Origin of the sequence: Streptomyces sp. NBC_01334, from assembly GCF_035983595.1 — a bacterium.
Taxonomy (GTDB): domain Bacteria; phylum Actinomycetota; class Actinomycetes; order Streptomycetales; family Streptomycetaceae; genus Streptomyces; species Streptomyces coriariae.
Window position 1 is genome coordinate 722,527 of record NZ_CP130718.1, and the last position, 26,095, is coordinate 748,621.

Annotated in this window: 24 protein-coding genes; 12 read left to right on the forward strand and 12 right to left on the reverse strand. The window is 71.2% G+C overall.

Going from position 1 to position 26,095, the window contains the following annotated elements:
* Positions 1-98: 98 nt before the first annotated feature.
* Positions 99-3,140: a glycosyl hydrolase gene (locus OG736_RS03240; RefSeq protein WP_327181044.1), complete on the reverse strand. Its 3,042-nt coding sequence runs from the start codon at positions 3,138-3,140 to the stop codon at positions 99-101.
* A 507-nt stretch (positions 3,141-3,647) separates the two neighbouring features.
* On the opposite strand from OG736_RS03240, the gene OG736_RS03245 reads away from it, so the two are divergent.
* From OG736_RS03245 to OG736_RS03270, 6 genes are all read left to right on the forward strand, one after another.
* A complete protein-coding gene (locus OG736_RS03245) occupies positions 3,648-4,208 on the forward strand; it encodes an RNA polymerase sigma factor (RefSeq protein WP_327181045.1) in 561 nt (186 codons plus the stop codon).
* Positions 4,205-5,023 (forward strand): anti-sigma factor, encoded by an 819-nt coding sequence (locus OG736_RS03250; RefSeq protein ID WP_327181046.1) that lies wholly within the window; start codon positions 4,205-4,207, stop codon positions 5,021-5,023. Before OG736_RS03245 ends, OG736_RS03250 begins: the two co-directional genes overlap by 4 nt.
* Positions 5,020-5,853 carry an ABC transporter ATP-binding protein gene (locus OG736_RS03255; RefSeq protein ID WP_327181047.1) on the forward strand — a complete coding sequence of 278 codons (834 nt, stop codon included), beginning with the start codon at positions 5,020-5,022 and terminating at the stop codon, positions 5,851-5,853. Before OG736_RS03250 ends, OG736_RS03255 begins: the two co-directional genes overlap by 4 nt.
* Complete coding sequence (locus tag OG736_RS03260) at positions 5,850-7,247, forward strand: hypothetical protein (RefSeq protein ID WP_327181048.1); 1,398 nt, start codon at positions 5,850-5,852, stop codon at positions 7,245-7,247. Before OG736_RS03255 ends, OG736_RS03260 begins: the two co-directional genes overlap by 4 nt.
* Positions 7,244-7,819 carry a hypothetical protein gene (locus OG736_RS03265; RefSeq protein ID WP_327181049.1) on the forward strand — a complete coding sequence of 192 codons (576 nt, stop codon included), beginning with the start codon at positions 7,244-7,246 and terminating at the stop codon, positions 7,817-7,819. The genes OG736_RS03260 and OG736_RS03265 overlap by 4 nt, the downstream gene beginning before the upstream one ends.
* A gap of 261 nt (positions 7,820-8,080) precedes the next feature.
* Positions 8,081-8,518 (forward strand): hypothetical protein, encoded by a 438-nt coding sequence (locus tag OG736_RS03270; RefSeq protein ID WP_327181050.1) that lies wholly within the window; start codon positions 8,081-8,083, stop codon positions 8,516-8,518.
* Between the two features lie 73 nt (positions 8,519-8,591).
* On the opposite strand, the gene OG736_RS03275 is transcribed toward OG736_RS03270, so the two are convergent.
* From OG736_RS03275 to OG736_RS03300, 6 genes are all read right to left on the reverse strand, one after another.
* The gene (locus OG736_RS03275) at positions 8,592-9,293 is read right to left on the reverse strand and encodes a 2-phosphosulfolactate phosphatase (RefSeq protein WP_327181051.1); all 702 of its coding nucleotides are present in this window, start codon (positions 9,291-9,293) and stop codon (positions 8,592-8,594) included.
* Between the two features lie 203 nt (positions 9,294-9,496).
* On the reverse strand, positions 9,497-9,943 hold the full coding sequence (locus OG736_RS03280; protein ID WP_142268593.1) for a hypothetical protein: 447 nt from the start codon (positions 9,941-9,943) through the stop codon (positions 9,497-9,499).
* Positions 9,944-9,954: 11 nt separating this feature from the next.
* A complete protein-coding gene (locus OG736_RS03285; RefSeq protein WP_327181052.1) occupies positions 9,955-10,845 on the reverse strand; it encodes an NAD(P)-dependent oxidoreductase in 891 nt (296 codons plus the stop codon).
* A gap of 198 nt (positions 10,846-11,043) precedes the next feature.
* Positions 11,044-12,594 (reverse strand): MFS transporter, encoded by a 1,551-nt coding sequence (locus OG736_RS03290; protein ID WP_442816996.1) that lies wholly within the window; start codon positions 12,592-12,594, stop codon positions 11,044-11,046.
* 387 nt (positions 12,595-12,981) lie between these two features.
* Positions 12,982-13,953 (reverse strand): AraC family transcriptional regulator, encoded by a 972-nt coding sequence (locus OG736_RS03295; RefSeq protein ID WP_327181053.1) that lies wholly within the window; start codon positions 13,951-13,953, stop codon positions 12,982-12,984.
* Between the two features lie 49 nt (positions 13,954-14,002).
* On the reverse strand, positions 14,003-14,650 hold the full coding sequence (locus tag OG736_RS03300; protein WP_327181054.1) for a hypothetical protein: 648 nt from the start codon (positions 14,648-14,650) through the stop codon (positions 14,003-14,005).
* 340 nt (positions 14,651-14,990) lie between these two features.
* On the opposite strand from OG736_RS03300, the gene OG736_RS03305 reads away from it, so the two are divergent.
* Positions 14,991-16,316 (forward strand): alpha/beta fold hydrolase, encoded by a 1,326-nt coding sequence (locus OG736_RS03305; protein WP_327181055.1) that lies wholly within the window; start codon positions 14,991-14,993, stop codon positions 16,314-16,316.
* A 142-nt stretch (positions 16,317-16,458) separates the two neighbouring features.
* On the opposite strand, the gene OG736_RS03310 is transcribed toward OG736_RS03305, so the two are convergent.
* Both OG736_RS03310 and OG736_RS03315 read right to left on the reverse strand, forming a co-directional pair.
* The gene (locus tag OG736_RS03310) at positions 16,459-16,902 is read right to left on the reverse strand and encodes an ATP-binding protein (RefSeq protein ID WP_327181056.1); all 444 of its coding nucleotides are present in this window, start codon (positions 16,900-16,902) and stop codon (positions 16,459-16,461) included.
* A gap of 56 nt (positions 16,903-16,958) precedes the next feature.
* A complete protein-coding gene (locus OG736_RS03315) occupies positions 16,959-17,522 on the reverse strand; it encodes a hypothetical protein (RefSeq protein WP_327181057.1) in 564 nt (187 codons plus the stop codon).
* A gap of 216 nt (positions 17,523-17,738) precedes the next feature.
* Here OG736_RS03315 and OG736_RS03320 point away from each other — a divergent pair, with 216 nt between their 5' ends.
* From OG736_RS03320 to OG736_RS03330, 3 genes are all read left to right on the forward strand, one after another.
* On the forward strand, positions 17,739-18,386 hold the full coding sequence (locus OG736_RS03320) for an RNA polymerase sigma factor (RefSeq protein WP_327181058.1): 648 nt from the start codon (positions 17,739-17,741) through the stop codon (positions 18,384-18,386).
* The gene (locus tag OG736_RS03325) at positions 18,383-19,000 is read left to right on the forward strand and encodes a hypothetical protein (RefSeq protein ID WP_327181059.1); all 618 of its coding nucleotides are present in this window, start codon (positions 18,383-18,385) and stop codon (positions 18,998-19,000) included. The genes OG736_RS03320 and OG736_RS03325 overlap by 4 nt, the downstream gene beginning before the upstream one ends.
* Positions 19,001-19,138: 138 nt before the next feature.
* On the forward strand, positions 19,139-20,344 hold the full coding sequence (locus OG736_RS03330) for an acyltransferase family protein (protein WP_327181060.1): 1,206 nt from the start codon (positions 19,139-19,141) through the stop codon (positions 20,342-20,344).
* Here OG736_RS03330 and OG736_RS03335 read toward each other — a convergent pair.
* Together OG736_RS03335 and OG736_RS03340 are read right to left on the reverse strand one after the other, a co-directional pair.
* The gene (locus OG736_RS03335; RefSeq protein WP_327181061.1) at positions 20,329-21,171 is read right to left on the reverse strand and encodes a chitosanase; all 843 of its coding nucleotides are present in this window, start codon (positions 21,169-21,171) and stop codon (positions 20,329-20,331) included. The genes OG736_RS03330 and OG736_RS03335 overlap by 16 nt on opposite strands.
* A 163-nt stretch (positions 21,172-21,334) precedes the next feature.
* A complete protein-coding gene (locus tag OG736_RS03340; RefSeq protein WP_327181062.1) occupies positions 21,335-21,667 on the reverse strand; it encodes a hypothetical protein in 333 nt (110 codons plus the stop codon).
* Positions 21,668-21,870: 203 nt separating this feature from the next.
* Between OG736_RS03340 and OG736_RS03345 the strand changes: the two genes are divergently transcribed.
* The gene (locus tag OG736_RS03345; protein WP_327181063.1) at positions 21,871-24,858 is read left to right on the forward strand and encodes a carbohydrate binding domain-containing protein; all 2,988 of its coding nucleotides are present in this window, start codon (positions 21,871-21,873) and stop codon (positions 24,856-24,858) included.
* A gap of 24 nt (positions 24,859-24,882) precedes the next feature.
* Here the strand turns inward: OG736_RS03345 and OG736_RS03350 are convergent, their stop codons facing one another.
* Positions 24,883-25,155, reverse strand: coding sequence for a hypothetical protein (locus OG736_RS03350; RefSeq protein WP_327181064.1), 273 nt, complete (start codon positions 25,153-25,155; stop codon positions 24,883-24,885).
* A gap of 153 nt (positions 25,156-25,308) precedes the next feature.
* On the opposite strand from OG736_RS03350, the gene OG736_RS03355 reads away from it, so the two are divergent.
* Positions 25,309-26,013: a hypothetical protein gene (locus OG736_RS03355; protein WP_327181065.1), complete on the forward strand. Its 705-nt coding sequence runs from the start codon at positions 25,309-25,311 to the stop codon at positions 26,011-26,013.
* The last annotated feature ends 82 nt before the right edge of the window (positions 26,014-26,095 follow it).

The window sequence follows — 26,095 nt, forward strand, 5'->3', positions numbered from 1 at the left end:
GAAGGTCGGTGAGGGGGCCGGTCCTGCGGTCGTTCCGGCGGCCGGGACACGTCCGAAAGGCGTCGCCCGGAAGGTGCGGCGCCCCGGCCCCCGTTCCCTCAGCCGATCGTGCCCTGCCCGTACGGGACGAGCCGTACGGGTCCCACGAGACCGAAGTCCTGTCGGGCGACGGCGCCGAAGACCGCGGGCTGGGCGACTCGGAGCCGGTTGACGAGCGGGATCGCCACCTCGACCTCGATCACGTTGCGGCCGCGTCGGAGCAGGGGGCCCACGTCGACGACCGGGTGGAGACGGTCGAGGGGCGGGGCGCCGGTGCCGTTGACGGTGACGCGGGCGGTGTCGGAGACCTGGCCGAGTTCCAGACGGGCGCCGTGCGCGGAGGTCCACCCGGCCGGCAGGTCGATCGTCGTCCGGTAGCGTCCGATGCCCGCGGAGTCGGCCAGTTCCGGGATCTGCGACCAGGGCAGCAGCGTTTCGAGGGTCAGCGTGCGGTGCACGTGGTCGGTCCGGGTCGGGGAGGATCCGGGGTACCAGTCGTCGACGTCCAGCTGCCAGCGGCCCGGGGTGACGGGGGCGGGTACGGACGCGATGGTCGTGGCGACCGTACGGCCCGACGAGAGCCGGGTCGTACGGGTGCCCGCCTCGGTCGAACGGACCGTCAGCGAGCGCCCGTCGAAGAGGACTTCGGAGGCGTCCGTTTCGACGACGTGCGGCTTGGCCCCGTTGCGGTCGCCGAAGAGTCCCGGACGTCCCAGTGCGACGATCATCACCTGGCCGGGCTGGAGGGCGACCCGCACGGTGACGTCGCCGTCGTCCTCGGTGTACCGGGCGATCCGTGTGGCCTCTCCCGTCCAGGGATCGAGCAGGTAGGGAATCGTCGTCCCGCCCCGTGTGCGGCGGGTGTGGCGCAGTGTCACCTGGTGGTCGATCGCGGCCACGGGCGGTTTGACCGTCTCCGCGTGCTTGCCGTTGCAGAGGTAGTAGAAGTCGGCGTCCCGGGTGACGCGGTGTGCGTTCAAGAGCGTCGAGGCGGTGGCGTGGTGTACGTCCGGGGTGACTCCGAGCCCGGCGAGGGCGTCGCCCACGGCGGCCTTGTCGGTGATCCGGGTGACGTGGGGCAGAGCGAGCAGCCGGGTCAGGAGCTCCCGCAGCCGGTCGGTCTCGCCGTCGTCGGGGACCCCCGGGGTGAGCGGCTGGTCGAAGGCGCCCAGCAGGACGATCGGCAGGCCGGCCTCGGCCAGCGACAGCAGGCGGCGGGCGTCGGCCGTGGCGAGGGTGGGCGTGGAGGAGTAGAAGAAGTCGCCCTCGACGAACAGGGCCTTGTAGGCAGGCCCGTTCGGGGCGAGCCGGCCTCCCGAGACGGTGGCGTTCGGCAGGTCGAGCAGCGGACCGCTGAGGAACTGGTGGGTCCAGCCGAGCGGGATGCCGGTCGCGGTGAACCAGGACGCGCCGATGCCGGTGGCGGCGTAGCCGGTCTGCCGGAAGACGGCGACGTCGGCGCGGGCGGTGCCGGACTGGAGCACGCCGTGCACCCGGCCGAGGTAGGCGGCGATGTCCGCCACGTGGTGCCAGCTGGGCTGCCGGGGTCCCCACGACTCGCCGTACCCCGAGGCGCCGTTGTACGGGCTGAAGGCGGCGAAGCCGGGCCAGCTCACGCCGGGCGCGGTGGCGTAGGAGAACCCGTGGACGACGGTCTGGTTGACGCCCGCCGCGTAGGCGCCGCCCATGGTGCGCAGGAAGCGGTCCCAGGTGGTGCCGTACGCGGAGCCGTTGTAGGCGCCCGACTCGCAGGACAGCACCGTGTGGCCCGCCATGTCCCTGCCGCCCGCCAGGCAGCGGAAGTCGTCGAGGTTCTTGAAGCCGAGGGATTCGCCCTCGGGGATGTCGAGGATCGCCGCGGACTCGATCGCGTCGGTCTGGAGTCCGTAGGGCTGGGCGCGCAGGGTCATGCCGAGGGAGTGGGCCCAGTCCCGCAGCGCGCGCACGTGGTGCCGGTTGAAGAGTTCCGAGAAGGTCTCCCAGAAGTCGTGTCTGATCTGCCGGGTCAGCTGCGCCTCGAAGGCGAACACCTGGTTGCTGTCGCTCAGGACGAGGGCGGGCAGGTAGGGCAGCAGGGGCCGGCCGGTGTGCTCGGCGAAGGCGTCCGGCAGGGACGGGGTCCAGGTCAGGCCGTCCGTCTCCAGCTCCACGGAGTCCTCGAAGAAGGCGCCGCCGGCCGCTTTCAGCAGGCTCCGCACGGTGGGGGTCAGCACGTGCTGCTCCCAGAAGCCGGTGACGGCCGCGGTCCCCGCCGGGTCGAGGTGGTCGACGACGTAGGCGGCGGGCGCGGAGTGCGGGCCGGACTCGGGCTGCTGACCGCTGCCGCGCGTCCAGTAGGAGATCAGCGTCCACTCCCCCGTGTCGGGAGCCGTCCAGGTCAGGGTGCCGTCCTCGGCGACGTTGGAGGTGAGGTCGCGGACGCTGGAGAGGTCGAGTCCGGTCTCCTTGCGCGTGGAGTACGCGGGCTCGACGCGGGCGGCCTGTACGGCGAGGAGTCGCTGCCGGGTCACACCGGCGGCGGGGGCGTGCACGGGTGGCGGCACCGGTCCCTGGAAGGTGGCTCCGCCGCTCAACGAGGCCCGGCCGTGGACGAGTTCCTTGGCGGCGGCGGCGTCGTCCGGAGTGACGCCGGGGACCGCGACGGGCCAGCTCGGGCCGAGCGTGAGGTCGATGGTGAGGCCCCGTCTCGCGGCCCGGCGCAGGGCGGCCTCGACGCCGTCGCGCCACGGCCGACTGCCCCACCCGTGGTGCGCGGTGTCCAGGACCGACTTGTCCTTGATGCTGTGATGGACGGCGGCGATCTCCGCGCCGCCGAATCCCGCGTCCGCGATCTGGTCGACCTCGCGGGCGATCTCGTCGGTGTTCACCAGACCGTCCGGCCACCACCAGCGGAACTTGGGCCGCACCGAACGGGCGGGAGCGGCGAACCAGTCGGCGGCGGGTCCCGGCGTCCCGGTGACTGACGGCGCCGCCGCGGCCGCCGTCCCGGATCCCAGGGCGGCGACGATCCCGGCCGCGATGCCCACCGTCGTCCCGGCGGCGAGAACCGCCCGCCGTGACATTCCGCCGCCCTGCTCGACCTGCTCGACCGGTTCCCGCATGAGCGCTCCCAGATGATCGTTCTCGGTTTTGAATCGTTTCAATTCGACTCGAACGCGGGAACGCTAAGCCTCGGCTCGGAGCAAGGTCAAGATGTCGGACGGATCAAGTCGAGAAGAGGACGCGGAGGGTGGCGGCCAGGTGGCGAGCACGTCACCGGGGTGGGCGGCGAGCACGATGGACTTCGAAACTCGATCGCGGCACGAACAGCGGCGCGGTTCTCGGTGACCCCTTCGCGACGGGTGACGGCGATGTGCGGTTTGCCGATGGGAAGTTGCACAGGGTGGGAGGCGACACCGAAGGAGTTCGGGCACGGCAGGTCGACGTCGAAGCGGCGCTTCCCCGTCAGGCAGGCAGCGTGCGGCGCCGGCTGGACCCTCCGGACCGGCAAAACGACCGCCGCGTCGACGGGCGGAGCTTGAGTGGAGCGGAGCCCACGGGTCTCTCCGCATGTGGCGGGGATCACGTCGGGAGGAAAACCTGCGGTCCGGCTCGGGCGTCTAGCCGGTGTGAGATCAATCAGCAAGGCACCGCGCGCGCCGGACGAGGAGCGTCTCGTCCGGCTGGTGGCCAGAGGTGACCGTGCCGCGTTCGAGGAGCTGTACCGCCGTACTTCGCCGTGGTTGGCGGTGCGGCTGCGCCGCCGGTGCGCGGACGAGCAGATCGTCGCGGAGGTCATGCAGGAGACGTATCTGGCGGTGTGGCGCGCGGCGGGCGCGTTCGCCGGGGCCGCGGTCGGAGGATCGGCCACCGGTTGGCTGTGGACGATCGCGGCGCGCCGTCTCGTCGACGCGTTCCGGCGCAGGGCTCACCACGCGGAGCCGCCGCCGGCCGCCGCCGTGCCCGAGGCGGCGCCCGCCGCCGAGGAGGAAGCCCTCGCGGCGGCCGTCGGCGGCGATGTCGGGGACGCGCTGCGATGCCTCGCGCCGGAGCTGAGACAGGTACTGCAGGCGATGGTGCTCGACGGACTGTCCGTCCGGGAGACCGCGATCCTGCTCAAGTTGCCCGAGGGAACGGTCAAGACCCGTGCCCGCCGGGCCCGGATCGCGATGCGGAGGGCGCTGGCATGAACAGGGAACACGCGTCGAAGCGGATCATCGACGGCTACGCGGGCGGCGGCCCGGACCTCACCGCCGACGAGGTGTGGGCCGTGGAGGCCCATCTGGAGACCTGCCGTATGTGCCGTGACCGGCTGGCCGCCACCGTCGAGGCCGAGGTGCCCGCCGTGGCGGCGCTGGTCGACACCGTATGGTCCGGCCTCGAACCCCGGTTGGCGGTCACCCCCACGATGCCTCGCGGCCGGCGCTGGTCGGCGCCGCTGTCGCGATGGATGACGCCGACGATGGTGCCGTGGCTGGCCATGGTCGTGGGCGTGACACTGCTGGCCCTGCTGCTCGACCTGGCCGACACCGGCTACGGCGAGGTGTCGCTGGTGCTGCTGCTCGCGCCGGTTCTGCCGGTGCTCGGCGTCGCGGCGTCCTGGTCGCGCGGTCTGGACCCGGCCTACGAGCTGACGGCCTCGGTGCCCAGGGCCGGGCTCTATCTGGTGCTGCGACGCACCGCGTCCGTGCTCGCCGTGGTCGTCCCCGCGCTGCTGGTGGGCGGATGGGTGACGGGGGTGATGGTGGCTCAGTGGCTGCTGCCCTGTCTGGCCTTCACGACGACGACGCTGGCGCTCGGCGGTGTCGTCGGTGTGACCCGCGCCGCCGTCGTACTGGCTGCCGTGTGGGCCGCCGTGGTCGTGGCGCCGACCCTGGCCACCAGTCGTACGAGCTTCGCCCTGCAGACGGGCGGCCTGCCCGCGTGGGGGCTGATCCTCGCACTCGGCACCGGTGTCGTGATCGCCCGCAGAGGCGCGTACTCCCTGCTGGGAGCCCATCGATGACGATCCGGAAGGAACACCACATGACGTCCGCGGTGAGTGCGGCGGAGATCGCACCGACGACCTACGCCTGGGAGATCCAGGCGACCGGGCTGAAGGTCAGGGTCGGCAGGAAACGGATGGCCGTCAACGGCCTCGACCTCTCGCTGGGCACCGGCGTGCACGGCCTCCTCGGCCCCAACGGGGCAGGCAAGACCACGCTCATCCGGACGCTGGCCACCGTACTGCGTCCCACCGAGGGCACCCTGGAGATGCTCGGCGAGTCCGCGGGCGGCACGGGCGAGCACCGTGCGCTGCGCCGCCGGATCGGTTACCTGCCGCAGGAGTTCGGCTACTACAAGCGCTTCACGGTGCGCGAGTTCGTCGAGTACATGGCGTGGCTCAAGGAGGTGCCCAAGGCGGACATCCCGGCCGCCGTGCAGCGCGCCGTGGAGCGGGTGGGTCTGGCCGACCGCGCCGACGAGAAGATGAAGACCCTGTCGGGCGGCATGGTGCGCAGGGTCGGCATCGCCCAGGCGATCGTCAACGACCCGACGATCCTGCTGCTGGACGAGCCGACGGTGGGCCTGGACCCGGCGCAGCGGCTGCGCTTCCGTGAGCTGCTGCAGGAGTTGGGCACGGACACCTGTGTGGTCGTCTCGACCCATCTGGTGGAGGACGTCGCCGCCGCCTGCACCGGTGTGGTGCTCTTCGCCGAGGGCCGGCTGGTCTTCCAGGGCCCTCCGGACGAACTGGCCTCGGTGGGCGGCCCGGAGCACGTGGGTGACAGCCCACTGGAGCGCGGCTACTCGGCGCTGCTGCTCAACCCCGGTCAGGGAAGGGGAAATTGGTGAACGTCCGTGTCCTGCGTATCGAGCTGAGGCGCTCCGTCGCCCCGTGGGCCGGTGTCGTGGTCCTGGTGCCGGCGCTGGCGTTCCTGTACCTGATTCCCGGATCGTGGTGGACGGGGACCACGGCGTGGACGGCCCAGTGGACGTCCATGGCCCTGTGGACCCGCTCCCTGCTGTTCTACCTGTGGCCGCTCGCCGTGGGGCTCGGGGCGCTGCAGGGTCTGCGCGACCACCGCTCGAAGATGTCCGAGCTGCTGACGAGCACGCCGCGGCCCGCCCGGCACCGCGCGGCCGCGCTGGCGGGCCCGACGGCGGTCACACTGACCACGGCGTTTGCGCTTCTCGTCCTCGTGGGCGCGGTCCAGGTGGTCGCCAACACCCGGTACACGCACTTCGGGTGGCTGCCGATCTCGCTGGTAGGGGCACTCTCTCTCGTCGCGGGGGCCGTGCTGGGCATGGGGGCCGGGCGGGCCCTGCCGTCCGTGCTCACCCCGCCCGCGCTGGCCATGAGCGCCTTCGTGTTCACGGCCCTCATGCAGATGTCGTTGGGCCGCACGGAGACGACCACGGCGACGGGGATCCCGAGCACGGAGCCGAACCAGGTCTCCCTGCTGTCACCGGCGGTGCAGGACGCCCGCAACGCACTCGTCACGCTCTCCGCCTCCGTGCACGTCGGGCAGACGATCTGGCTGCTCGCCATGGCCGCGACCGGCTTCGCGCTGCTGGTCGCCGCGACCCCACGTGCCCGGCTGATCGCCCTGACACCCGTCCTGGCGGGCGCGGCGCTCGCCCTGCTCGTCCTCCCCTCCGACCCGCACCGGACCTACGTCGTCGACGAGGCCGCCGCGGAGCTGGTGTGCGACGGCCCGGTGTGCGTGACGAAGACACAGCAGGGGCGACTCGCCGACCTCGCGGGCCCTGGCAAGGAGGCGCTGCGCCTGCTGCATGCCGCCCTGGGCAGCCAGGCGCCGGTCGCGGTGCGGGAGAACGCCACCGTGCTGCCGGAAGGCTCCACGCCGCAGTGGTCCCGCAGGACCGTGCTCTTCGACTTCGACGACGACATCATCGCCGCCGCGAAGGGCGAGGAGCTGACCCTGGCCCTGATCGCCAAAGGCATGGTGCCGGGATGCTCCCCCGTCGGCTGGAGCAGCTTCGGGAACGACGAATTCGCGCAGACCGTCGCGGCGGGCTGGGTCCTCGGGGATCTCAGGCCGCTTCCCGGCACCCTGTCGGCGGGGCTGCGCCGCGAGGTCGACACCGAGACCCGCCCGGTGTGGAAGGAACTCGAGGCGCTGCCGCGGGCCGAACAGCTCTCGCGGATCAACGCGATGCGCACCGCCGCGTTCTCCTGCAAGGGGGACGCGTTCGACGCGCTGAACGGCGGTGCGTCCCGGTGAGATGGCTGACTCTGTACGCGCGCTCGCGTCAGGTACCCGCGTCGCTCGCCGCGGTGGTGATCAGCGCGGTGGCGGTGTGGTCACTCGCCCGGGACGGCAGCGGGGAGCCCGGCGATCCGCGGCTGCCCGCGCTCGTCCTCGCCACGGGAGCGATGGCGGCCTCGATCGGGCTCAGCGGGCAGGACCTCGCGCTGGACCGGACGGCCGCGATCCGCTGGGTGCCCCGCAGGGCGGCACACGTGCTGCTCTGCGGGGCGGTCGTCGGCACGGTGCTGCCGGCAGTGCAGTCGATGGGCGAGGACATGGCCACCACCGCGTTCGTCGTCCGGGACAGCGCGGGCCTGACGGGGCTGGTCGCCCTGGGCGCGGCGTTCTCGGGCGGCCGGTACGCCTGGACGCTGCCGTTCGCCTGGCTCTCGTTCTCGTTCTTCGCCCCGCCCCCGACGAATGCGCCGATGCGGGTGATGAGCTGGATGCTGCTGCCGCCCGGCACGGCAGCGGGCACCTGGACGGCCCTGGTCCTCGCGGTCACCGGCACCGCGGCCTACGCCGTCGCGGGACCGAGACGGTGACGAGCGCGGCGGGAGCGCGTGCGGCGGGGCCGGGGGGCGCGTGCGGCATGCGCACGCATCGGACAACACGCCGACACCGGGGCCGGATCTGCGGAACTGCTTCACCGTGTGCAAGGAACAGTTGAGCAGTCGGCCGGTGACGCGGGGGAGGCAGCGGCGGACCGTGCGTGGCCGCGCCCCACCTCGTCAGGGTTCACGGCAAGGGCTGCGGGCAGCCTTGTGGCGTCATCTCGCGAACTCGCACCGAAGGAGACCTGCATCGTGTTGCGCCGATCTGCCCTCACCCTCTTCACCGCAGCGGGCCTGGTCATGTCCGCGGCGCTGACTGCGCCGGCCGTCGCGGCGGCACCGGCCACGGCCGCCGCCTACCCCACCACCCCGGTCTACGTGGCCGACGGCGCAGGCAGTTACATCTCGGGCACCCTGACCTGGTACAACCGGTCGGTGGACTTCAAGGGGACGCTCAAGTCCGTCGGCTGCCGCAGAGCTTGGTACAGCGTCTTCGACGGTTATGCCAACCCGCTCGGCCCCAGGAGCAGCAGCACGCACTGCAACACGGTGACTTCGGTGCCCGCCACCCTGCCCGCCGATGTCGTCGGCGGGGGCTCGTACGTCGGGGTCTGCCTCGACGACGCGAACGGCAAGCCGGTGACGTCGTGCGGCGTCTACCCCCGTCCGCGACCGATCACCACGCGGTGAGGGGCCGCTCGATCTTTCCTCGGTGCCGCCCGAGTCGTTTCGAGGACGCGCCGCCGGGACGGCGATCGGGATGTCAGTTCGGGGCATCGCCGGTCGGCGAAGGCACGGCGTGTGGGCGCAGGACCATGAGTGAGCCTTCCAAGGTCGCCACCATGGCGAAGGGGAACCGGTCGACCTCGAGGCAGAGCGCGACGTCGTCGGAATGGACTCCTTGACGCACCCCCTCCGACAGTTCGGTGGCGGCGCGCGACTCGGCAGCGCGGCGGAGGAACTCAGCAGCGTCCGTCCCGGCCTCGGTGACCCTCCGGGCGATGTACTGAGCACACGCCAGATCTTCCTCGGCCCGGCCGTCTTCGCCGGTGACCACGAACGTGACACGGTCGCTCCTGCGCGTCCGCAGGAGCTGAGCCGTCGCCTCCGCCACCACGAAGCCGGCGCACAGCACCAGCGACGCCTCCTTGACCGCCAGGGCGCCGACCGTCCCTGCCGTGGTCTTCTGCACAACGGTCCGTCCGTCGAGGTCGACCGACCGCAGCAGGCCCGGGGAGTTGACGGCGTCGAACCCGGGCGCGGGCGGACCGTCCTTGAGTGTCACCCAATCCGGGTGGCGAGCCTTGAGCGCCAGGGCTTCGTCCAGCGACCCGGCAAGAACGATCTTTTCCGCCCCCTGGGCAAAGGCCCAGGCAGCCACGGTGAAAGCACGCATGACGTCGACCACGACCGCCACGGAAGGGACTTCGACCAGATCGGCGATGCCGAGGAAACGAGCGTCCATTCGGCTCATGATCGCGTACCCCCACCCGAAGCACCAGGAGGGTGGCACGCTTCACATCGACGGTCTCACTGGAACGCGACGCCTCCCGCTGCGATGCGTCCCCCGCTGCAGATCTGACGACCTGTGCGCGATCGGGCCGGGCACGACCCGGCCCCCGGCGGGAACCCGCCGGGGGCCGATCTCCTGACCTCGACCTGAAAGGGTCAGATCCGACCGCCGGTGAGCCGGGTGAGAGGGCCCTGCGGGTGGCGGCCGGAGCGACGGCCCACGGCGTACGAGGCCGCGGTCAGCGCGGAGAGGCCGGCGCCGACACCGGCGGCGATCAGCTTCCGGTGCGCGATGACCGTCCAGGCCGTCTTGGCGGTCGCGGCGACCTGGCCCGACGTCGCGACGATCGCCTGACGGCCCGCCTCGACACCGCGTGAGGCACTGTGCGCCGCGCTCTGCACGGCACCGGTGGTCGCCTCGGCCGAGCGCTGGACTCCCGACCTGGTGGCCGACGCGGCGTCGTCCGTCTTCGTCGCGGCGCTCTTCGCGGCCCGGGCCGCCGGAGCGGTCGCCTTGTCCGCGGTGCGCCGGGCCTTGGACGCGGTCACCCGCTCGGCTGCGGACTGTTCATTCGTCTTCCTGTTCGGTTCACTCATGGACATCGCGTTGCCGCTCACCGCGACGGCAAACCCGTCCGGTCGCGCGACATGGACGGCGAAGTCCCCTGGACGAGATCGGCGATCAACCGCTCACCGGTCACGGCCGGGTCGTCCTTGTGCGCTTCCCACCGGGCGAACGTCTGCGCGGCCGCCTCGGCGAAGACGGACGGTACGCCCACTTCCCGGCAGGCCTGGGCGATCTCGCGCATCTCCGGCTCCCAGCGCCACGCCCGCGGCCCGGCGGCGGCGAGGTGTTCCGTGCCGGCCAGCGGGGTGTCCGGCAGCATCCGTTGCGCCAGGTCGAGCAGGTCGTCCAGCACACCGTGACCGTCGGCCAGCGCGCAGGCCTGGGCGGCTAGGGCGTACGAGATCTTGTTGTACGCGGCGAAGGCCAACTTGAGCGCCGACGCCCGCCCGATCGGCCCCGCCAGGGTGACCGGAGTGAGCGCGGTGCCGTCGAACAGGGCCGAGACCCGTGCCACGGCCGTGTCGTCGCCCGAGAGATAGAGCCGGGTCCGGCCCGACTCGTGCGGGGGCGGTCCGGTGATCCCTCCGTCCACCACGGTCACGGCACTGTCCGCGAACACGCCGGTGATCTCGGCCATCCGCTCGGGACTCACCGCGTTGGCATCCACGTAGACGCCCCGGAAACCGGCCGCCGCCACCTGTCCGGCTACATCGAGCGCGGCGGCTGGAGGGCAGACGCTCAGCACGACCTCACAGGTCTCGGCCAGTTCCCGGATGCTCGCGGCGGACCGCAGTCCGTACTCGACGGCCCGGTCCCGACTCGCCGCCGACCGCCCTTGCGGCAGCCACCAGACCGCGGCTCCCGCCGTCACCGCCTGCGCCGCCACGCGCGCGCCCATGGCTCCCGGATGCAGAATTCCCACGTCTCGATGCCCCATGTGCGGACCCTAACCGGCAGGCCGCCCCCTCGAAGCACCAAGTTCGGGGCGGGTACGCGCGCTCGACCTCGGCGGGCGCACCCTTGTGGAGAAGACCGCGAGCGGCACGGCCGGGCGCCGGGCGCCCGCCCCGAGCATCGCGGACAAGCCGACCACCCATGGCCCGTCACCCGTTCGCGCCTGACGGCGAGTCACGCCTCAGCCGCCGCCCGGAACCGTGCCGCCCTTGAGGCGTTCCAGGTCCGAGGGCCGGACCTGGATCACGATGATCGCGATCAGAGCGGCGAGGACCGTGAAGATCGCCGCCATGACGAAGGCGGCCGAGACACCGGCCGTGAGGACCTCGTCGGACCAGGGGGCCGGGAGTTGGCCGGTGCGCCGGAAGTTCAGGCGTTCGGCCGGGGTCGCCTGGGCCAGGAAGTCGGGGATCTGCTTCTCCGCCTCGTTGCGGCTGGCGGTGCCGTACATCGTGACCAGGATGGACAGGCCGAGCGAACCGCCCACCTGCTGAGTGGCGTTGAGGAGTCCGGAGGCCGCGCCGGTCTCCAGTGGGGACACGTTGGAGAGCGCCATCAGCGTGAGCGAGACGAACTCCATGCCCATGCCCAGGCTGAAGACGAGCATCGGGCCGAGAACGCTGCCCGCGTACGTGGAGTGGACGTCGGTCAGGGTCAGCCAGGACAGGCCGCCCGCCGCGAGGATCGCGCCCACCACCATGAACGGCTTGGGGCCGTACGTGGGCAGGAACCGCGAGGCGAGGCCGGCGCCGACCGCGATGACCGCGCTGACCGGCAGGAAGGCGAACCCGGCCGCGAGCGGGCTGAAGCCGAGCACGTTCTGCACGAAGAGCGTGAGGAAGAAGAACATGCCGAAGATCGCCGCGGCGAGGCACAGCATGATGCCGTAGGTGCCCGCTCTGTTGCGGTCGGCGAACATGTGCAGCGGTGTGATCGGCTGCCGGGAGCGCCGCTCGACCAGGATGAACACCGCGAGGACGACGACGGCCGCGACGAACGAGGCGATCGTGAGCGCGTCCCGCCACCCTTCCTGCGCGGCTCTGATGAACCCGTACACCAGCAGCACCATGCCCACGGTGGAGGTCAGCGCGCCCGCGATGTCGAAGTGGCCGGGGTGGCGCTCGGATTCTTTGATGAAGCGGGGCGTGGCGAGGGCGATGAGCAGTCCGATGGGAACGTTGACGAACAGCACCCACCGCCAGTTCAGCCACTCGACGAGGATCCCGCCCGCGAGCAGGCCGATCGCGCCACCGCCCGCCGAGACCGCGGCGAAGACCCCGAACGCCCGGTTGCGCTCGGGTCCTTCCTGGAACGTCGTGCTGACCAGGGACAGGGCGGTCGGGGACGCGATGGCGCCGCCGACGCCCTGAAGGGCGCGCGCGGCGAGGAGTTGGGCCTCGTTCTGGGCGAGTCCGCCGAGCAGGGAGGCGAGGACGAAGAGCAGCACTCCGAAGATGAACACCCGCCGTCTGCCGAGGATGTCGCCGACCCGGCCGCCGAGCAGCAGCAGGCCGCCGAAGGTGAGGGTGTAGGCGTTGACCACCCAGGCCAGGCTGGTGGTGGAGAAGTCCAGGGAGCGCTGGATGTCCGGCAGCGCGATGTTCACGATGGTGATGTCCAGAACCACCATCAGCTGGCACGAGGCGATCACCAACAGCGCCATCGCGTTGCCCCCGCCACCCTGTCGGGCGGTGGTCCGGGGCGCTGAGGTCGGCTGCGGGAGGCTGCTCATGACGTGTCGCCCGCTCGGGAGCGGGCCCTGGGGAGAGGTCAGTGGACAGAGGCGTCCGCTGTCGGGTCCACCGTTCGACGGTACGCCCGTGGCCGGACCGTCACCACTCGATCATCCGCGGCCCATCCGCGGGCCCTACGTGGGCCGTCCGTGAGCGGTGCGCGCGGGCGGGCGGGTCCGTGCCGTGCCAGGACTCCCCCGTCGTCCTGGCACGGCCCCCGTTGTCGCGGCGGTGCGCCGCGGTGATCACCAGGATGCGGGAGAGGCGGGTGGTGTGTCGTTGGCGGACGGTCCACATCTGCTTGGCGGAGCGTCCACCGGTGGCGCCGGGGAAGGTCGAGAGGCAGCCGGGAGTGAGCCGCGGGGAACCCCGAAAAGCAAGCCGTCCTACGCCTCGGTCAGCGCCTGTTCGCGCAGTTCGCTGGGCGGGATCCCGTAGGCGGTGCGGAAGGCCCGGGTGAACTCGGCGGCCCGGGGGTAGCCCCAGCGGGCGGCAACGGCGCGGATGGGCAGGGCGCGCAGCCGGGGGTCGGCGAGGTCGCGGCGTGCGTGCTCCAGCCGCTGGTCGCGGATGTAGGACGCCACGGTGAGGCCTTCGGCCTGGAAGACGCGGTACAGATAGCTGCGGGAGACGTGGTGCGCGGCGGCGATCCCGGCGGGAGTCAGGTCCGGGTCGTCCAGGTGCCGGTGGATGAACGTCTTGACGTGGAGGACGAGGGTGCGGTCACGGGTCTCCGGCGGGAGCCGGAGGTCGGCGTCCACGGTGTGCGCGAAGAGGGCCGTGACCAGGTCGGCGACGACCGTGCCCAGCCGTGGTGCGTCCGAGGGCTGGTACGAGGAGGTGTCCGCGACCAGTTGGCGGAGGAACTGCGAGAGCAGCGCGCCGATCCCCTCGCGGCCCGACAGGAGGCTCCCCAGCACCTGATCCGCCCGGTCTCCGGGCACGGCCACCAGAGCACGCGGGACCTCGACGCCGAGGACGGTGACGGGCTCGGAGCCGGTGAGCACCTCCCACGACCGCGAGGAGGAGTTGATGTGGAAGTCGTTCATCCGGTAGGCCGCCTGCTGTCTGCCCCAGTCGGCCGCTCCCTCGCCCTTCAGCAGGAGGGACAGGTGGTAGGTCTCGGGGTCGGACTCGCGGATGAGTTTCGGCGTACGACGGAAGACCAGTTGGTCGAAGGTGGCCGGCCACACGACGACGTCGCCCAGCGCTATCACGCGTTGGGAGCCGCGGTAGTCCGCGTGGCGGTCGCTGCTGAGCCGCATGGGCGCGTGGGTCCGGCCCATGCGCTCCGCCCACGCCTCGAACCGGTCGCTCACCGGCAGGTCCGTGGTGCGGAAGACCGACTCGTGCAGCACGAGCGTAGTCAACCACACCGGCGACACGGGCCTGTTGGCGGCGGTCGGATCAGCCCAGATGAGCGGTGTCGACGGTGACGGAGTCGGTGTCGGAGGCGGTGAAGGTGAGGTAGCCGGGGTCGCCGTTGCGGTCGAGGTAGCACACCGCGTATCCGATGGAGACGGACGTCTTGCGCACCGGGTCGTCGGTGACGGCCTTCCGGCAGCCCTCCGCCGTCGGCACCTCGGACGAGCCCCATGAGGCGAGCCTGCCGTTGGTGGACATCAGAAGGCCGCCCTGGACGTAGAGAGCGTCCGTGCCTGCGTCGGCGACCACGGGAGGTGTGGGGGTGAAGTCGTAGCCCGTGGGGGCTTTCTGGCCGTCCGACAGTTCCATGACGAAGCCGCGCACCAGCGCGGTCGAGGGCGAGGACGTCGCGTCGGGCAGGGCTGCCGTGACCGCGGCGCCTCCTCCCCCGACGACCGCCACGGCGGTGAGTCCGGCGATCAGCGGATGGGCGTACGCCATGCTGAGCAGGGGCCCGATCACCGGGATCGAGAACTTCATGTGGGTGTTCTTCTGCGTGATCCTGGCGCTGCCGCTCGCGGTCGCCGTCTGCGTCGAGGAGTGGTGGGTGCCGGGCTGGGGTGGCACGAAGGCGTCGTCACGGGAGTCGTGGTCGCCGAGCTGCGCGCCGCGTGTGCGGTCGGTGTTCATGGCTCGGGACGCTAGCGACAGGCGACCCCGCGGTCTTGTTTTGTCGGAGATTGCCGCCAAGGGGCCGCTTTTGGCCGCCCTTTGTGATGCGAGTGATCGACGGAAGGACAGCTTCGAACTTGCTACTCGGCAGTCATATTACTGAAACGTAACCTACCGACCGCTACCCGAGGTAACCCAGCTCTCGCTACGGTCCTGACAGTTCGTCTAAGAGCGGTACGGGGCAACGGTGGACGACCGGGGCCCCGTGCCGCTCGGTCGTCACGGTCCGCACCCACCGGGCCGTCCGCCACCCGAGCCGCAGACGAAGGCTCGGCCTCCCCCTCACCGGAGGTCCGCCATGCCCGCCCCCACCCGCCTGCTCGCCGCAGCCGTCACCGCTGCCGCCTGCCTGGGCGTCACCGCCGTACCCGCCGACGCGACCACGCAGTCGGACGCCGTGGTCTCGCGCGGCGTCACCATCCCCACGTTCTACAACCCGCCCGCCGCCCTTCCGGCGGCCGACGGCACCCTGATCCGCTCCGAACCGCTGCCGCTGGCGTTGAGCCTGCCGGGCATCGACGGACCGCTGCCCGGCACGGCGACCCGCCTGATGTACAAGTCCACGGACTCGGCCGGCCGGCCCATGGCCGTCACCGGCGCGTACATCGAACCGACGGCCCGCTGGACGGGCAGCGGACCACGGCCCCTGGTCGTCGTGGCACCCGGCACGATGGGCCAGGGCGACCAGTGCGCCGCCTCGCTCGGTCTCGAACATCCGCTCGTCGTCAACGGCCAGACGCTGTCGGTCGGTTACGAGGACCTGGCGATCTACCGTCTGCTCGCGCGGGGCATCGCCGTCGTGGTCACGGACTACACCGGGCTGGGCACGACCGACCGGCTGCACACCTACGTCAACCGGGTCGACGAGGCCCACGCCGTCCTGGACGCCGTCCGCGCCGTCCGCTCCCTCGACGCCACGTCACTGACGTCCGGCTCCCGGGTGGCGCTGTTCGGTTACAGCCAGGGCGGCGGGGCCACGGCCGCCGCCGCCGAACTCCAGCCCTCGTACGCCCCCGACGTCAGCCTCGCCGGGACCTACACCGGGGCTCCGCCCGCCGACCTGGTCGCCGTCACCAAGGCCATCGACGGCAGCGACCTGGCCGGCGCGCTGGGCTGGTCGGTGAACGGCTTCCTGGAGTCCGATCCGGCTCTCGTACCGATCGCCGAAGCGCACCTGAACGCGGCCGGCCGCGCCGCGCTCAAGGACCTGTCGACGATGTGCGTGGGCGACGCCCTCCTCTCCTACAACTCGGCCAGCAGCACCGACTGGACCACGGACGGTCGCTCACTCAGCGACATCGTCCAGTCCGAGCCGGCCCTCAAGGCGTTCCTGGCCGACCAGCGCATCGGCGCCCTCGAGCCGGCGTCCCCCGTACGGGTGGCGACCGGCACCGCCGACGACCTGGTACCGCACGCGCAGGCGCGCGCCCTGGCCGTCGCATGGTGCGCCAAGGGCGCCGACGTCACCTACAAGCCCGTGATCCTGCCCGGTCTCGGCCGGTCCCTGATCAACCACTTCACGCCGTTGCTCGTCGACCAGGGCGACGCGATCTCCTGGCTGACCGACCGGCTCAACGGCAGGCCGGTCACGTCCAACTGCGCCACCCTTCCTCTCCAGCCCTGACACGAGTCAGCGGCGGCCGGTACGCGCAGTCGCGACGTACCGGCCGCCGCCGGGTCACGGATACGGGCCGGGCACAGGCGCATGACCGTCCGCCGGAGTCCGCCGAGTCGCTCCGCGTCGCGTCGGCCGGCCTCGGCCCGCGTCAGTCCGACAGACCCAGGCGGGCGACGATCCGCTTGCCGACCGGCTCCTGCGCGACGACGAAGTTCTCCACCACGGCCAGCACGATCTCCAGGCCGTGCCGGCCCACCCTCGTCGGATCAGGCGCCTGGGGCACCGGCAGCACCGGATCGCTGTCCCAGACGACGATCTCCACCGCGGCCCCGGCGATGCGCAGCTGGAGCAGGACCGGACCGGGCGCGTATCTGAGCGCGTTCGTGACCAGCTCGCTCACCACGAGCTGGGACAGATCCATGGCCCGGTCCGACACGGCGAGGCCGTCCCGGCTCTGCACGCGACGCAGGAAGTCGCCCGTGAGGCGGCGCGCCCGGGCGATGCAACCGTCCTTGCCGTCCAGCGCCACCGTCGTCTCGACAGGGTCCCCGCCGGGAGCGGAAGAACCCTGGTCGGGCGGGACAGGTTCCATCCGGACCGCCTTCAGTACCCCGTTCATACCGGCGCGACTACCCGCGAACCCACCCCTTACGCACCAGCCGCACCACTCACCCCTTCATCGGGCCCCTCGTCGTCCGAGGTGTCACCCGGAGAGGCACCCGGGTCACCGTCCGCGCCCGGCACGGGCCTCGCCCGGTCCCGGCGGGCCGCCGCGTACCCGGCCGACGCCACGAGGGCACCGGCGCCGACCGCGAAGACGACGACGCACGTGTTCAGCGTGTCGTAGACGCCGCTGCTCTCGTAGGCGGTCCCGTCGTCGAGTACGCAGTCGAAGGCGGGCGGGAAGTAGGAGGCCCGGTGGGTCACGAGGCGCAGACGGGTCTCCCGCGGGACCTCCTCCCCCCGGCAGGCGGGCGCGGGGGACGAGTCGGCGCCGGACCGGGACTCGTGCTCGGCGAACGCCACCGCTCCGCTCGAGAGCAGGTAGCAGCCGACGGCCGCCGCGACCGCCATCCCGGCCGACCAGCGCAACAGGTGCGCGGCCCGGTCCGGCCGCCGTCCCGGCAGTGCTGCGGAGACGAGCTTGACGAGGACGGCGATGCACCAGAGCGGGCTCGCGAAGAGAGCCGCCAGTCCCAACAGGGCCAACACGTCCGAGAACTCTCCTTCCGGCGTGTACCGCGCCCGGCAGGTGTCGCACGGATCGCTTCTGTCATGCACCGAGTGATCGGTTGCGTGCTCGACAGTGCCACGCTTTCGCTCGGAACCTCCGTCTCGAACCGGGCCCGGGTTCTTTCTGTAACGCTTTTCGCACCTCGTTCCAAGAACGGGTGTAGCGCCTTTGAAGGACCCGAGAAGGAGACGCCTGTGGACGACGCGGAACGGTTACCGGGTGGGCCCGCCGCGGCGGTACGTGACCCGCGGCTCTTCGAGGAGTTCTACCGCCGCCACCTGGAGGCGGTGATGCGGTTCGTGGCCCGGCGCGTCGACGACCCGCACACCGCGGCCGACCTGACGGCCGAGATCTTCCTCGCCGTCCTGCGTTCGGCGCACTCCTACCGGCCGGACCTCGGCAGCGAGACGGCCTGGCTGTTCGGCATCGCCCGCAACGTGGTGTCGTCGGAACGACGCCGGGTCGCCCGGGAGACGGAACGCGACCTGCGCTTCTCCGGGCGGCGGCTGCTGGAGGCCGACGACATCGTCCGCATCGAGGACAGACTCGACGCGGAGAGCCCGGGGCGGCGCGCCCTGGCCGCGCTGGCGAGGCTTCCCGAGGGCGAGCGGGCCGTCATGGAGTTGATCGCGGTGGACCAGCTCACGGTCACGGAGGCGGCGGCCGCACTGGGGATACGCCAGGTCACGGCCCGCGTACGACTGCACCGGGCACGCAAGGCGCTGCGGCGGGAGGCGGAGGCCCAGGCCGCGGAGGCGACTCCCCCGGCCGCCCGCACCAGCTCCACGGAAGCCACGACACCGGACGTACCGCTGCTGTACATCGCGAGGGGGGAAGCATGAGCACGAGGCGGACGTTCGAGGACCGGCTCCTGGGCGAGCTCCAGAGGGAGATCGAGCTGCGTGAGGCAGGAGTCCGCCGGACCGGGCCGGCCACGGTCGAACCCGGTGGCGGCGGAGCGAGGGCGTCCGTGCGCCGGTTGTTCACCCCGCTCCGGATCGCCGTCGTCGCGGCCGCCTGTGCGGCGGCCTGGTTCGGCGCGGCGGTGCTGCCCGGCTCGTCGCCCTACTCGACGGCGTACGCGGTGGAGCGCCACGGAGACGGCACGGTCACGCTCACCGTGAAGGAGCAGACGATCGACGTCGCGGCCCAGCGCGAACTCGCGACGAGGGTGAGCGCGTGGGGCATCGAGGTGACCATCGACGTGCTGGCTCCGGGCTATGTCTGCGAGCGCAGCAGGTTCACCCCGTTTCCGGTCTGGGCCGTCGACAGGCTCGGCAACCGTGTCCCCGTCATCCCGATCAAGGCCGGTTGGGACTTCACCCTGCGCCGGGGCAACGTACTGACCTTCGAGAACATGGAGGGCATGTCCCGGCCGCGTGCGGTCGAGTTGTACTCCACCAGGAGCCAGGCCGAGCCCTGCGTTCCGATGAAGGTAGCCCTGCCCGACGACTAGGGCCCGTCCCGGCCTGACGAACCTCTCACCCGCACAGAATCCGGTCCCCGTATGCAACCCCCGCCCCTGGTTCCTCCACGCCCGGAGAAGTCACCCTCAGTAATTGAACGGTCACTCACTCCGCTCCCGTCGGCGCGGTTGGGCTGGCTCGACGCGTTGCGCGCCGTCGCGGCTCTCGCCGTGGTCTTCGACCACTCGTCGTACGCGTTCCTGCCGGAGTTCCGGCAGGAACTGATGCCGCAGTTCACCATCGGACGGTACGGCGTCATGCTGTTCTTCCTGGTGAGCGGGTACATCGTCCCCGCGTCACTGGAGCGCCGGGGGTGCGTCCGGTCGTTCTGGATCGGACGGGTGTTCCGCATGTACCCGCTGTGGGCGGCCGCCGTCACCGCGGTGCTCGCGCTCGACCTGCTGGGCGTCGCCGAGCTGCGCGCCGGTCTGGGCCGGCAGAGCCTCACCACGGTCGCCGTCGCCCATGTCACCCTGTTCCAGGAGCTGCTGGGGACGCCGAGCGTCCTTCTCGTCCTGTGGACCCTCTCCTACGAGATGGCCTTCTATCTGCTGACCGTCGCGCTCTTCACGGTCCGTCTGCACCGTCGATCTGCGGCGATCGCCTGCGCCCTGGCCGCACTCGCCGCCGCGAGCGCGGCAGTGGGGGGCCGACTGCCGGTCTCCGCGCTCTCCGGCGCGGTCGGTACCGGCCCGCTGGTCGCGCTCGCCACGGTCGCCCTGGTGTTCGCCATCTGCTGCGCGAGCTCCGGGGCACCCGTGCTCCGTGTGGCCGCAGGTGTGCTGGGCGGGGTGTCGGCGCTCGTCCTGGTCGCTTTCAACGGCACGGTCGCGATGTGGGAGGGGCTGGTGATTCTCGCCGTGATGTTCCTGGGCACCGGGGTGCACCGGGCCGAGAACGGCGGGGGCGGACGGTGGTGCGTGGCCGGCACGGCGGCCGTGGTGCTCGCCTGCGCCGTGGGGAGTGCGTACGGGCAGGGCGACGGCGCCCACTTCACCCGGCGCGGCTGGATCCTGGCGTTCCTGGCGGCCGCGTTCACCTTCGGCGCCGGACTGGCGGCACGCCGTCTTCGCGTACCGCGATCGCTGGCCGCGCTGGGAACGATCAGCTATTCGGTCTACCTGGTGCATCCGGTGCTGCTGGCGGTGACCGACGGCACGGTCGGCCGGTGGCGGCGGGATGTGCCCGCGCTGGAGGCGGCGTTCTTCGCCGTGCTGCTGCCGCTGTGCGCACTGACCTACCGGTACGTCGAGGTACCGGGCCAGGCGTGGGGCCGCAGACTGGCGCGCCGCCTCCAGCCGGGATCACGCGGAGGCGGTCAGCCGATGCGGTAGCTGTCGCCGTACACCTTCCAGTCCAGGGGCGGGTCGAGGTCGAGGTTGCCGTTGCGCAGGAAGACTCGCTGGGCGGTGTCGACCCGACTGGTGTCGCTGTGCGCCTCCTCCTGCTTCATGGCCCAGACCCGGGCATCGAGGAAGGCGTTGAGATACGTCGTCTCGTTGCCGCCCTGGGCCGGCGGCTTCGCCTTCGACAGCGCCCGCTTGCGGATGTTGCGGAAGCTCGTGGGGTCGGTTCCGTCGCCGTGCATGACGATGGCGTCGTAGTAGGCGAACTGGCCGAGGACCCGCAGGCCGTCCGTCTTGCCCTGCCGGACGGCGGGGTTGAAGTAGACGCGGTCGCGTTCGTCGTTCTGGGCCTGTTGGAAGGCCGTGTCCTGGGCGGCCTTGCGCCAGTCCTTCGGGTAGTTCGGGTCGAGACCGGAATGCGAGTCGGTGCCGTCGACCTCGCGCAGGGCGGGCAGGTACTTGGCGAGGACGTTGCCGGGCTTGCGGTCGCTGTAGAGCTGTACGAGGTCGAGCATGTCGTGGGTTCCGGAGCAGAACCCGATGATGCCGGCGGTGTAGCCCCGGCCGTCGCCGATGTCCTCGATGTACTGGTACTGGGCCTTCCAGTCGAGCGAGGAGTTCTCCGCGCTCGACACCAGCTTCATGGCGATCTCCTTCTTCGCCGGGTCGTCGAGGCTCTTCGCCGCGGTCGCCGCGGTCGCCCGGCGGGCGTCGAGGAGCGGCGCGGCGGCGAGGGCGCCGGTGAGGGCGAGGAAGAAGCGGCGGGAGGTGGGGGTGGGGGTGGGGCCGTCGACCGGCCGGGATATGTGCACCACAGTGGCTCCAGGTGAGGAGTGGGGGGTGGGGTGAGACTGCACTGCGACTGACAGGAAAGTTTCCTATCAAGGCTCGGCGACAGAAGTAACCCATCGAAGCCATGTTCGTGCGATCGAACAAACGGCCCCACCGTCACTGACCCACCGTCACGCGGGCCGGGAACTAGAACAGTTGGAGCACCTGAGAGGTCAGGAAACCGAGCAGGCCGACATGGAAGACGACCATGCAGATCCACTGCATGACGGACATGCGCCAGGATGCCGCCCGGAGGATCTCCCACTCACTCACCGCGAAGGCGGCCAGCACCAGGGCGAGCACCTCCCACACCACGTGCCACCAGCCCGAAGGGGTCGCCCCCGTCGTGGCGTCCATGGCGGCCGGGACACGCGCGACCCGCCCCAGCAGAACAAGGCCGATCAGCAGCTTGTGCCAGCCGTGGCGGACCGTCGGCGCGGCGGTCGTCACCCGGGAGGCGGGTGTGAATCCTGTGGACATTCGCACATTTGATCACCCTCCCGGATTGGAAGCCATCGTTCCGTTCGCTCCGGCACAGGTGGCCCGCCTCTTCTCCGGTACCGCGCGATCCCTTTACGGAGGTGTCATGCCCCTGTAACTTCCGTGCGCAAGTCCTTTCAGGAAGTTGCCGGTTGCCCTTTCATGGCGACTCCCTCCATCCGCTGCCCGTACCGGGAGAGGCCATGAGGCGCGCACCGACAACGCCCCGCAGACGCAGGTCACCACGTCCGCTCGCCGCCGCCATGGCGGCGGCCGGGCTGTTCGGACTGCTCGCGGGCCCGTCCGAACCCGACCCACTCCCCTTGCGGACAACGGCCGCCGCCTCCAACACGGCGACCGTCTTCTACTACACGAAGACGAAGAACTGGTCCGCGACCTATCTGCACTACGCCCCCGACGGCGGCACCTGGACCACGGTCCCCGGCGTACTCATGGAGGCCGCCTGCGCCGACTGGGTGAAGCAGACCGTCGACCTGGGCTCGGCCGCGGGGCTCCAGGCCACCTTCAACAACGGCAGCGGCACCTGGGACAACAACGGCGGCGGCAACTACGCCCTGGGTACCGGCGCCGTGACCGTCAAGGACGGAGTGATCGCCCACAGCGATCCGTGCGCCGGCACGGACACGGGCAGCGGCAACGAGGCCACCGTCTACTACTCGACCGCCACCTCCGGATGGACCACCGCCAACATCCACTACGCGCCCGCCGCCGGATCCTGGACGGCGACCCCCGGCGTCGGCATGCAGGCCGCCTGCACGGGCTGGTGGAAGAAGACCCTGGACATCGGTACGGCGACGTCGCTCAAGGCCGCGTTCAACAACGGCAACGGAGTGTGGGACAACAACAACAGCGCCGACTACACGATCCCGCTCGGCACCACGACCGTGCAGGACCGGACGGTCACCTCCGGCGCGGCGAACCCCTGCGCGGCCGAGGTGCCCGACACCGAGCCACCGACCGCCCCGGCCAGGGTCACGGCGAGCGCCACCGACACGTCCGTGGTGGTGAGCTGGGACGCGGCCACCGACAACAAGGGCGTGACGAAGTATCAGGTCACGCGCACCGGGGGCACCTCGGGAACGGTGGTCACCGATGTCGGCTCGACGGTCCTCTCCGACGCGGGGCTCGAGGAGAAGACCACCTACACGTACACGGTGAAGGCGGTCGACGCGGCCGGCAACACCTCGCCCGCCTCCACCGCGGCGACCGCGACGACCGGTGAGCGCGCACCGGCCCCGGCGGCCGGCACCCCACTGGGCACCGATCCGCGCAAGGACCCCATCTACTTCGTGCTCACCGCCCGCTTCCACGACGGGGACACCGCGAACGACCGCGGCGGCAGCCAGCACGTCAAATCCGGCAACGCGGCGAACAACGACCCGATGTTCCGCGGGGACTTCAAGGGCCTGGTCGAGAAGCTCGACTACATCAAGGCGCTCGGTTTCTCGGCGGTCTGGATCACGCCCGTCGTGCTCAACCGTTCGGACTACGACTACCACGGCTATCACGGCTACGACTTCTACAAGGTCGACCCGCGCCTGGAGTCCGCCGGCGCCTCCTACCAGGACCTGATCAACGCGGCGCACGCCAAGGGCATGAAGATCTACCAGGACGTCGTCTACAACCACAGCTCTCGCTGGGGTGCCAAGGGCCTGTTCACGCCGACCGTGTACGGGGTCCGCGACTCCCAGTGGAGCTGGTACTACGACGAGAAGGCCGAGGGCTTCGCGTACGACGGCCTGACCGTGGAGTCCAAGTCGGGGAAGTCGTACTACAACGGCGACCTGTGGTCGACGGCCGAGCCGACCGGCAACACCTGTCTGAACTGGGGAAAGCCCACCGGAGGCAAGAGCGCCGAGGGTTACACCCTCTACAACTGCCAGTGGCCGAGCCCCACTTCGGGCATGTTCCCCAAGGCCTACTACCACCGGTGCTGGATCGGCAACTGGGAGGGCGAGGACTCCCGCTCCTGCTGGCTGCACGAGGACCTGGCCGATTTCGACACCGAGTCGACGCCCGTGCAGAACTACCTCATCGGCGCCTACGACAAGTACATCGACATGGGCGTCGACGGCTTCCGGATCGACACGGCCGTCCACATCCCGCGCGTCACCTGGAACCGCCGCTTCCTGCCCGCCATCTACGATCGGGTGACCCAGAAGTTCGGTACGGAGGCGGCCAGGAACTTCTTCGTCTTCGGTGAGGTCGGCGCCTTCGTCAACGACAAGTGGAACCGCGGCTCCGTGAACCACTCCGCGCAGTTCTTCACCTGGAAGGAGCGCAAGGAGTACAGCGCGGACGACGAGACGGCGGCCATCGAGCAGTTCACCTACGAGAACGACCTCGGCACCGGAAACCAGCCGACGTCGACCAACGCCTTCCTGAGCGGCAACAGCTATCACACGCCCGACCGCAGCCGGTTCTCCGGCATGAACATCATCGACATGCGGATGCACATGAACTTCGGCGACGCGCAGAACGCCTTCAGCAACGGCAAGGACTCCGACGACAGCGTCAACGACGCCACCTACAACGTGGTCTACGTGGACAGCCACGACTACGGGCCGAACAAGTCGAGCACGCGCTACAGCGGCGGCACCGACGCCTGGGCCGAGAACATGGCGCTCATGTGGACCTTCCGCGGCATCCCGACGCTGTACTACGGCTCGGAGATCGAGTTCCAGAAGGGCAAGCAGATCGACTGCGGGCCGAGCTGCCCGCTGGCGTCCACCGGGCGCGCCTACTTCGGCGAACACCTGGCCGGTTCCGTCACCGCCTCGGACTTCGGCACGGTCGCGAGTGCGAGCGGCACGGTCGCCACGACACTGGCCCAGCCACTGGTCAAGCACCTCCAGCGGCTGAACCAGATCCGTCGGGCGGTACCGGCCCTGCAGACGGGCCAGTACTCGACCGACGGGATCAGCGGTGGGATGGCCTTCAAACGCCGCTGGACCAGCGGCGGCACGGACAGTTTCGCGCTGGTGACGGTCACCGGCGGGGCGAGCTTCACCGGCATCCCGAACGGCACGTACACGGACGCCGTCACGGGTGACATGAAGAGCGTCTCGAACGGCACCCTGTCGGTGGCCGCCCCGGGCAAGGGCAACCTACGGGTGTACGTACTGAACGGGCCCGGGAAGATCGGCGCCGACGGGCCGTACCTGAAGTAACAGCGCTGCGGGACCAGGGCTGGTTCAGGGGGCGCCCGGCGCGTCACCCAGCCAGTCGAAACGGCGGTCGTCGCCGGTGCGTCGCCCGTACAGGGCGCGGCCGCCGGGCCCGTAGCGGCCTATCTCCGTGATCAGCGCCACCTCGCGCAGCTCGTGCCGGGTCCGGTCCGTGACGTCCAGCAGCAGGCCGTCCAGCGGGCCGCCCACGAGTTGCGCGTACGTGCGGTCCGGGCGGGGTGCCGCGTCGTCGTGGTCGGCGCCGTAGACCCGGCCCCGCAAGAACTCAACCTCGTCCATGACCAGCAGCTTGTCACCCACCACTGACAACGGCCCGTTGAGCACTCTTCGGCCAAGGCCATGGCGGAAAAGTGGCATCCGGGCGCGATCCCCGATCCGGCCGGGTATCCACCCCCTACGCATCGTTGTGTATGGGGTGGGGGGCCGGCCCTGATGGCACGCAGGCGGGAGCGGGCGCGGACCGGCGATTCGGCGCGGGCCCGACGCCGACGGACCGTGCGCGAACTGCGCGCGTCGGGCCGCTACGGACCAAGGCTGCGCGAGGTGCTGCCCGCCCTCACCGCGACGGTCGTCCTCGTGGGCGCCGCACTCGGGGGGCTCGCGCTGGTCTACCGCGAGTTCGGCGGTCCGGCCTGCGCGCTGTTGCTCGCGCCGCCGGCGGTGGTCGCCGCCGTCCTGAGCCGTCTGTCGAGGCGGCCCGCCCGGCGGCGGGGCGGGTACTACACCGCCCCGGAGCTGGCGGAGCTGGACATGCCGGAGCTGGTGCTCGCCGTGGCCCGGATGCTCCGGCGGGACGGCTGGCGGGTGCTGCCGCCCTCTCGGCACGACACCCACCATCTCGCCGCCCGCGACGGCGTCGGACGGCTGCTCGACGTGGCGTTCCGTCCCGTGGCCGAGCCGCTGCCCGACGAGGAGTCGGCCTGTTCCTGCCGGGCGCGGCTGCGGGTACGGGGGCGAGCCGGACCTCCCCTGCGGCTCGTCGTGCACCGGGGCACGTTCACCCACCGCGACGAGGTGTGGGCCTCGCGCGAGCCCCACACGTATCTGATCGACGGCCCTCGTCTTCAACTGTGGGCGTGTGGAACGCCGTTGGCCCAGCTGGCGGGCGGGCTCGTCCCCTCCCCCAGGCGTGCGTGATCCCCGTTCGCCGCTCAGCCGCGCCGGGCGGTCGCTCCTGTCAGACGCAGGAGGCGGACACCGGACCGGCACCCCGGTACGC

What these genes read in the sequence shown, in the direction of transcription:
- OG736_RS03240 (WP_327181044.1), bottom strand. Translation starts at nt 3,140, where the DNA reads ATGCGGGAACCGGTCGAGCAGGTCGAGCAGGGCGGCGGAATGTCACGG.
- OG736_RS03250 (WP_327181046.1), top strand. Translation starts at nt 4,205, where the DNA reads ATGAACAGGGAACACGCGTCGAAGCGGATCATCGACGGCTACGCGGGC.
- OG736_RS03255 (WP_327181047.1), top strand. Translation starts at nt 5,020, where the DNA reads ATGACGATCCGGAAGGAACACCACATGACGTCCGCGGTGAGTGCGGCG.
- OG736_RS03275 (WP_327181051.1), bottom strand. Translation starts at nt 9,293, where the DNA reads ATGGACGCTCGTTTCCTCGGCATCGCCGATCTGGTCGAAGTCCCTTCC.
- OG736_RS03280 (WP_142268593.1), bottom strand. Translation starts at nt 9,943, where the DNA reads ATGTCCATGAGTGAACCGAACAGGAAGACGAATGAACAGTCCGCAGCC.
- OG736_RS03285 (WP_327181052.1), bottom strand. Translation starts at nt 10,845, where the DNA reads ATGGGGCATCGAGACGTGGGAATTCTGCATCCGGGAGCCATGGGCGCG.
- OG736_RS03290 (WP_442816996.1), bottom strand. Translation starts at nt 12,594, where the DNA reads ATGAGCAGCCTCCCGCAGCCGACCTCAGCGCCCCGGACCACCGCCCGA.
- OG736_RS03300 (WP_327181054.1), bottom strand. Translation starts at nt 14,650, where the DNA reads ATGAACACCGACCGCACACGCGGCGCGCAGCTCGGCGACCACGACTCC.
- OG736_RS03305 (WP_327181055.1), top strand. Translation starts at nt 14,991, where the DNA reads ATGCCCGCCCCCACCCGCCTGCTCGCCGCAGCCGTCACCGCTGCCGCC.
- OG736_RS03310 (WP_327181056.1), bottom strand. Translation starts at nt 16,902, where the DNA reads ATGGAACCTGTCCCGCCCGACCAGGGTTCTTCCGCTCCCGGCGGGGAC.
- OG736_RS03325 (WP_327181059.1), top strand. Translation starts at nt 18,383, where the DNA reads ATGAGCACGAGGCGGACGTTCGAGGACCGGCTCCTGGGCGAGCTCCAG.
- OG736_RS03340 (WP_327181062.1), bottom strand. Translation starts at nt 21,667, where the DNA reads ATGTCCACAGGATTCACACCCGCCTCCCGGGTGACGACCGCCGCGCCG.
- OG736_RS03345 (WP_327181063.1), top strand. Translation starts at nt 21,871, where the DNA reads ATGAGGCGCGCACCGACAACGCCCCGCAGACGCAGGTCACCACGTCCG.
- OG736_RS03350 (WP_327181064.1), bottom strand. Translation starts at nt 25,155, where the DNA reads ATGGACGAGGTTGAGTTCTTGCGGGGCCGGGTCTACGGCGCCGACCAC.
- OG736_RS03355 (WP_327181065.1), top strand. Translation starts at nt 25,309, where the DNA reads ATGGCACGCAGGCGGGAGCGGGCGCGGACCGGCGATTCGGCGCGGGCC.